At 67.9% G+C, this 6662-nt stretch carries 6 protein-coding genes and 5 pseudogenes; 7 read left to right on the forward strand and 4 right to left on the reverse strand.

What is annotated here, in order from left to right:
• Positions 1 to 563 (forward strand): transposase (locus tag ACLHRZ_RS36275; RefSeq protein ID WP_490422860.1); only part of this gene is annotated, 563 nt, incomplete at its 5' end.
• Positions 564 to 742: 179 nt separating this feature from the next.
• Positions 743 to 1243, forward strand: a complete 501-nt coding sequence (locus ACLHRZ_RS36280) for an AAA family ATPase (RefSeq protein WP_490422865.1) — start codon at positions 743 to 745, stop codon at positions 1241 to 1243.
• 92 nt (positions 1244 to 1335) lie between these two features.
• Here ACLHRZ_RS36280 and ACLHRZ_RS36285 read toward each other — a convergent pair.
• Positions 1336 to 1524 (reverse strand): annotated as a pseudogene (locus tag ACLHRZ_RS36285) (alpha-hydroxy-acid oxidizing protein); the annotation flags it as partial.
• Between the two features lie 66 nt (positions 1525 to 1590).
• The gene (locus ACLHRZ_RS36290) at positions 1591 to 1731 is read right to left on the reverse strand and encodes a hypothetical protein (protein ID WP_490422861.1); all 141 of its coding nucleotides are present in this window, start codon (positions 1729 to 1731) and stop codon (positions 1591 to 1593) included.
• 98 nt (positions 1732 to 1829) lie between these two features.
• Between ACLHRZ_RS36290 and ACLHRZ_RS36295 the strand changes: the two are divergent.
• Positions 1830 to 2117 (forward strand): annotated as a pseudogene (locus tag ACLHRZ_RS36295) (transposase); the annotation flags it as partial.
• A 135-nt stretch (positions 2118 to 2252) separates the two neighbouring features.
• Here ACLHRZ_RS36295 and ACLHRZ_RS36300 read toward each other — a convergent pair.
• Positions 2253 to 3170 (reverse strand): LysR family transcriptional regulator, encoded by a 918-nt coding sequence (locus ACLHRZ_RS36300; protein ID WP_490422862.1) that lies wholly within the window; start codon positions 3168 to 3170, stop codon positions 2253 to 2255.
• A 146-nt stretch (positions 3171 to 3316) separates the two neighbouring features.
• On the opposite strand from ACLHRZ_RS36300, the gene ACLHRZ_RS36305 reads away from it, so the two are divergent.
• Positions 3317 to 4114 carry an SDR family oxidoreductase gene (locus tag ACLHRZ_RS36305; protein WP_490422863.1) on the forward strand — a complete coding sequence of 266 codons (798 nt, stop codon included), beginning with the start codon at positions 3317 to 3319 and terminating at the stop codon, positions 4112 to 4114.
• A gap of 163 nt (positions 4115 to 4277) precedes the next feature.
• Positions 4278 to 4474 (forward strand): annotated as a pseudogene (locus ACLHRZ_RS36310) (IS5/IS1182 family transposase); the annotation flags it as partial.
• 50 nt (positions 4475 to 4524) lie between these two features.
• Here ACLHRZ_RS36310 and ACLHRZ_RS36315 read toward each other — a convergent pair.
• Positions 4525 to 5616 carry an IS630 family transposase gene (locus tag ACLHRZ_RS36315; protein ID WP_490422864.1) on the reverse strand — a complete coding sequence of 364 codons (1092 nt, stop codon included), beginning with the start codon at positions 5614 to 5616 and terminating at the stop codon, positions 4525 to 4527.
• A 92-nt stretch (positions 5617 to 5708) separates the two neighbouring features.
• Between ACLHRZ_RS36315 and ACLHRZ_RS36320 the strand changes: the two are divergent.
• Together ACLHRZ_RS36320 and ACLHRZ_RS36325 are read left to right on the forward strand one after the other, a co-directional pair.
• Positions 5709 to 5912, forward strand: a pseudogene (locus ACLHRZ_RS36320) (helix-turn-helix domain-containing protein); the annotation flags it as partial.
• 24 nt (positions 5913 to 5936) lie between these two features.
• Positions 5937 to 6603, forward strand: a pseudogene (locus ACLHRZ_RS36325) (IS630 family transposase); the annotation flags it as partial.
• Positions 6604 to 6662: the final 59 nt, after the last annotated feature.

Genomic DNA, 6662 nt, shown 5'->3' on the forward strand with positions numbered 1-6662 from the left:
CCGTGTCCGTCAGGCTCGGGGCACGTCAGTCGGACCTGCCCGTGGACGGCTGCCACACCAAGGCTCCCTGCGGCGGTGACGTTGCAGGTCCCTCGCCCGTAGACCGGCGCAAGGGAGGCATGAAACGCTCCACCTGCACCGACGCCGCCGGCATCCCGCTCGCAGCGGTCACCGCACCCGGCAACCGCCACGACTCCCCGCTCCTCGCCCCGACACTGGAAAGACTCGAACGCCTCGGACCACTCCCGGACGATGCCACCATCCACCTGGACGCCGCCTACGGAACGGGCAAGGGAGCAAGAACGGCCACTGCGCACGGTCTGCGGGCCGAGGTCGCGGTCAAGGGCGTCGCCGCCCCGGTCCAGAACACCAAAAGGTGGCCCGTCGAACGGACAAACGCCTGGGGAAACCAGTTCTTCAAGATCGCCCGCTGTACCGAACGACGATCCGAAGTCACCAACGCCTACGTGTCGTTGGCCCATGCCGTCATCACCCTGCGTCGTCTCATCCGCCGGGCCTGGACCCTCTACCGCTGGGACACACGCCCCCGAAAACGACCCTGAACACCGCCATTCCGCGCACGCTCTAAGTGACCGACGTGAGGCCTCTGGTGGTTTCGGACGTGATCTTGTAGTGGGACCTGTCCTGCCAGGGGCTTCACGGGTGTTCTGTCTCAGGTGCACCGCAATGGGGGGCAACAGTGCAGGAGTTCGGTTCCGCAGTTGTCCTTGTCACGGGTGTCATGGCGTCCGGGAAGTCTACCGTCGCCCAGCTGCTGGCCGAGCGGCTCTCACGTTCTGTGCACCTGCGTGGTGACAGCTTTCGGCGGATGATCGTGTCCGGTCGTGAGGAGTTCACGCTACAGCCGACCGCTGAGGCAACAGCGCAGTTGCGGCTGCGCTACCAGGTATCCGCCGCGGTCGCGGACCTGTATGCACAGGCGGGGTGGGCCGTCATCGTCCAAGACGTCGTTCTCGGCGAGCACCTTGACCCATACCTTCAGGCCGTGACGTCCAGGCCCCTGTATCTGGTCGTTCTCATGCCCGAGCCCGAAGTGGTCGCGGCACGCGAGGCCGGCCGCTCCAAGAACGGCTATGGCGGCCCCTGGACCGTCGGTCTTCTCGACGATGCCCTACGCCACGAGACTCCGCGTCGCGGGCTCTGGCTGGACACGTCACACCAGACACCCGACCAAACCGTAGACCAGATCCTTGCCGACCTCGCCACGGCCCGAATCGGCTGACGCTCGGAGGGGGGCTTGTTGACGTACAGGGCGTTGCCGAGCGTGATGCCGGGGCCGGTCGCGAGGGTCCCCAGCCGGCGCCCATAGCGGAGGGGGTGGCGGAGGACACCGCCCACGAGTCGTGGAGTGAGCCGCGGCGGCAGGGTCATGCCCATCCGCTCATCGTCTTCACGGTTGCCGGGCACGGCCGCGTCCACGGTGAGGATCAGCGCCGTACAGCCCGCCGCGCGTGTCTGGCTGCAGGGTCCCGTTGCGACGGGATCGTGGCTGGGCTCCGCCACTCCCGGCTGGCTCAAGAGGCCTGCCTGGCCGGGGTCGGATTGGCTTTGAGCAGTCCCGCTCGTTCGTCACCTCCCGGCAGGCAGCGCGAGCGTGCCTGTCCTGATGGTGTGCACGCCGCGCTCGACGGTCTCCTGCTTCTCGCCGACCGGGGCCACGTAGTCGAGGACGCTTTGCGCGGCGTCCTCGCCAAGGGCGCGGGTGATCACCCAGGTGGCGAGGCACTGGGACGCCAGACAGCCACGCGGGGATTAGGGACTGTCTGATGAGTCGGTGACAAGCCGGGCTGTCGATCGTTCAGCGCCGTGTGGGGCGGGGTGATCTGACTGAATCCGAATGGGCTCGGCTGGAGCCGCACTTGCCGAAGAACGCCGGTCGTGGCGGACGGTGGAAGGACCACCGGCGGGTCGTCAATGGGATCTTGTTCCGCATACGGACCGGTATCCCGTGGCGGGACCTTCCAAGGAGGTCCGGGAGCCGGCAGACCTGTTACGACCGGCACCGGCGCTGGTCCGCGGACGGCACATGGGAGAGGATCTTCCGGGTTGTCCAGGCTGATGCCGACGCGGAAGGCCGTATCGACTGGTCCATGGTCGGCGGTGCTGGAGGAACAGCGCTACTGATTGCTTCGCTGGCAGCACATGGTCAACGGCGGCTCTACATCCCGGGCCGCACCGTTCACCACGCCTCTCGTGGGTAGCGAGGCGATGGCAAGACCGACTGGGAACCGCTACACCGAACGATCGGACGTGACCCCTTCGAGAGCTGCCGCGACATGGCTCCGGAGCCACTGTGACGGGTAGTCACCGTCCACGCGTGCGTGCCACCGTTGGTCGACCGGCAGGCTGGGCAGCGCGAGCGGAAGCTCATGCCACCGCACCGGGACATGGCGCTCGATGAGATGCCGTGCGAGGACGTGGGGGACCACGACGATGATCTCGTCCTCCAAGGCGAGCAGGGACGACACCGCGTAGGTCGGCAAGTGGGCGACGACTCGACGCGAGCGTCCGATCCGCTCCAGCGCGGTGTCGAGCAGGCTCACGGGCTGCCCTTGGGACGAGACGTGCGGGTAGTGACACAACTGGTCGACCGTGAGTCGGCCGGCTCGCCCCAGCTTCGACCGTGAGGACACCACGGCGACGAACCGGTCCGCATAGAGCCGTCGCACGCGCACATCGGAAACGGGCGTGCGCGCCAGACCGATGTCGAGATCGATCGAGCCGTTGCGCAGAGCGTCCGGGTGATCGGAGTCGTCCGTGAGGAACCGGAGCGTCACGTCCGGCGCCTCATCGGCGATCCGGCTGATCAGCCGCGGGGCCAGCACAGGAGACAGGCCGTCGTTGAGACGCACGGCGAAGGACCGCCGCCAGTTCCGTGGCTCATCGTCGGTCCTGTCGGTGAACAGTCCGGCCGCGTCTTCGAGCAGCTCCCTGACCCGACCGGCGCTCCGGAGTGCGAACGGCGTAGGTACGAGTCCCCTGCCCGCCCGCACCAGGAGCGGATCGCCCAGGGCCCGCCGTAGACGCCCCAGAGCACGGCTGGTCGCCGGCACCGACAGATGCAGGCGCTGTGCCGCCGCGGACACGCTGCCGGTGTCCATGATCGCGTCGAAGACGCGCAGCAGATTGAGATCCAGTTCGTCGGCCACCGTGCTCGGCTCCCTGTCGTTTTCACCTGGCGAGAATCACGCTTGCAATCTTTGCAGTAGACGTAAAGCCGGGTGCGAACTTAGCTGGTTACCAGGGCCCGACAACGCCCTCCGTGAGAGGGCAGACGGAAGACAGGGACACTGCGATGGATCTGAAGCTGAAAGACCGTTCGGCGGTCGTCACCGGCGCGAGCAAGGGGATCGGTCTGGCGACAGCGCGCCTGCTCGCCGACGAGGGCGTACGAGTCCTCGGCCTGGCGCGGGTCCCCACCCCCGGGATGGAGGAGGCCGTGGACCTCGCGGTCGGCGCGGACCTCACGACACCCTCCGGGGTGGCCTCCCTAGCCTCCGCGGCCGAGTCCTGGGCCCCGGAAGGTCTCGACCTGCTCGTGAACAACGCCGGCGGCCTCGCGCCCGGAGACGACGATCCGAGCCACCTCGGCGGATTCGCCACCATCGGCGACGCCGCCTGGATCCGCACCCTTGAGCTCAACCTGCTCAGCGCTGTCAGCGTCACCCGGTCCCTCGTGCCGTCCCTGCTGCGCCGCGGCGGAGTGATCGTCAACGTCTCCTCGATCAGCGCCCGGATCGCCCTCCCGCCGATCGACTACGGCGTCGCCAAGGCCGGACTGACCAGTCTCACCAAGGCGCTCTCCGAGGAGTACGCCTCACACGGGATGCGCGCGGTGACGGTCAGCCCCGGGCCGACGCGCACGCGGAACTGGACGGACGCTGACAGCCTCGCCGGCGCCCTTGCGCGGTCACGCGGGATCGGGCAGGACGAACTGCTCGCCGATCTCCCACAGGATGCGGGCATCAGCATCGGCCGGATCATCGAGCCGGAGGAAGTCGCGGCGACGATCGTGTTCCTCGCCTCTCCACGGGCGGGTGCCATCACCGGAAGCGACATCCTCGTCGACGGCGGGGTCATCAAGACGGTCTGATGGCCGGGGTTCGCCGGCTTCGGACACCGACGGGAGGGAGGCCAGGTCGGAGGCCATGGCGGAGAAGCGCAAGCCGGCCTGGAGGTAGCAGGCGAGGCGCGTACGAGGTGCGAAAGCAGCAGCGGAGATCCCCTCGGTGACAGACGGCGTCCGCGGCTCGCGTCACCAGCGGGCCCACCGCCGACGCCGTGGCGGCGCGGGCGGCAGACCCACCGGCTTCAACCGGGACCAATACGCTCGCAGGAACGAAGCACCGTGAACGCCCTCAAAGGCTTCCGGGCCGTAGCCACCCGGTTCGACAAGCGCGCCCATGTCTTCCAGGGCACGGTCACCCTCGCCGCGATCCGGCTCCGCCCGTGACCTGCCAGCCGACAACAGCCGACCGCCGTAACAGACCTGTCGGACACGCCCTAGTCTTCTGAGTCAGGAATCCTGTTCAGATATGAGGCGAGGCGTCCGAGGATCTCGTCGGCGGTCTTTGTCCAGACGTAGGGCCTGGGGTCGGTGTTCCAGGCGGCGATCCAGTTGCGGATGTCCTTCTCCAGGGCCTGGACGGTTTTGTGGACGCCTCGTCGTATCTGCTTGTTCGTGAGCTCGGCGAACCACCGTTCCACCAGGTTCAGCCAGGATGACCCGGTCGGGGTGAAGTGCAGGTGGAACCGGGGGTGGGCCACCAGCCACGTCTTGATGGCCGGTGTCTTGTGGGTGGCGTAGTTGTCCAGCACGAGGTGCACGTTGAGGCCGACGGGGACTTCCCTGTCGAGCCTGGCCAGGAACTTCTTGAACTCCTCAGCCCGGTGCCGGCGGTGCAGGGAACCGATGACCTTGCCGGTGGCGACCTCGAGAGCCGCAAAGAGCGTCGTGGTGCCCGCACGGACGTAGTCGTGGGTGACCCTCTGCGGCACCCCGGGCATCATCGGCAGCACCGGCTGCGAGCGGTCCAGGGCCTGGATCTGCGATTTCTCGTCCACGCAGAACACCAACGCCCGCTCGGGCGGGTCCAGATAGAGCCCGACCACGTCGTGGACCTTGTCGACGAAGTACGGGTCCGTCGAGAGTTTGAAGGACTCCGAACGATGCGGCTGCAGTCCGAACGCCCGCCAGATCCGCGACACCGTCGACTGCGACAGGCCCGCCTCCTTCGCCATGGACCGCGTCGACCAGTGCGTCGCGTTCTTCGGCGTGGACTCCAGCGTCCTGGTGACGACCGCGGCGACCTGTTCGTCCCTCACCGTCCGCGGGCCGCCGGGGCGCGGCATATCTCCCAGGCCGGCGATCCGGTGCTCGACGAACCGCGCCCGCCACCGGCCCACCGCATGCGGCGTCGAACCCAGCCGTTCCGCAACGGCCTTGTTCGGTATACCGGTTGCGCACTCCAGAATGATCCGGCACCGCAAGGCCCACGCCTGAGGCGTGGAGCGACGCCGCACCCACCCCTCGAGTGCAGCCCGTTCCTCATCCGTCAGCGTCAACTCGGCCTTCGGCCGCCCCGTCCGCGCCACACACCAAGCCTACACATCTGAACAGGATTCCTGACTCGGAAGACTAGTGTGATGCGCCAGAAAACTGAGGCGTAAGTGGCTAGGGTTTTCTCATGTCACCGGGGCCTCGTGCTGTTGAAGTTGTGTTGTCTGCTGAGGAGTTCGCGGAGCTGACATGTTGGGCCGACGGTGCGGCGGGTACCCGTCTGGCCGAGCGGGCGCGGATCGTCCTGGCCTGTGCCGAGGGGCTGGCGACCGTGCGGGTTGCGGCGAAGTTCGGTGTGTCGGCGGACACGGTCCGCAAGTGGCGGACGCGGTTCGCTGACCGGCGGATGGAGGCTCTGGCGGACGCGCCGCGGCCGGGCCGGCGCAAGGCGGAACTGGTCCTGACCGGCGAGGAGCGTGCCCAGTTGACGCAGTGGGCGCGTCGGGCGAAGACCGCGCAGTACCTCGCGCTGCGCGGAAGGCGGGACGAACAAGCAGGTCGCCGCCGAACTCGGCATCGCCCATGCCACGGTGAACCGCTGGCGCTCCAGATTCGTTGCCTGCCGGCTGGACGGGCTGGCGGACGAGCCGCGCGTGGGCCGACCGCCGTCGATCCTGCTGGACCAGGTCGAGGACGTCCTCGTGGCGACGCTGGAGTCCACTCCGGGTAAGGACACACACTGGTCGCGGGCCTCCATGGCGAAGCACTCGGGCCTGTCGAAGTCGACGGTCGGGCGGATCTGGAAGCGGTTCGGCCTCAAGCCCCACCTGCAGGACACCTTCAAGCTCTCCACCGACCCGCAGTTCGTCGCCAAGGTCGTCGACGTCGTCGGCCTGTACCACCACCCGCCCGAGAAGGCGGTGGTCCTGTGCGTGGACGAGAAGAGCCAGATCCAGGCGCTGGACCGGTCCCAGCCCGTGCTGCCGATGATGCCGGGGATGCCCGAGCGGCGCACACACGACTACTACCGTCACGGCATCACCAGCCTGTTCGCCGCCTTCAACATCGCCGACGGCACCGTTCCATCGTGAACTCCGAGCAAGTGGGGCCCGCTGCAGCTACAGCGTCCTGCGTGACTACG

This window comes from Streptomyces sp. AM25 (genome assembly GCF_058146165.1).

What these genes read in the sequence shown, in the direction of transcription:
- ACLHRZ_RS36280 (WP_490422865.1), top strand. Translation starts at nt 743, where the DNA reads ATGGCGTCCGGGAAGTCTACCGTCGCCCAGCTGCTGGCCGAGCGGCTC.
- ACLHRZ_RS36305 (WP_490422863.1), top strand. Translation starts at nt 3,317, where the DNA reads ATGGATCTGAAGCTGAAAGACCGTTCGGCGGTCGTCACCGGCGCGAGC.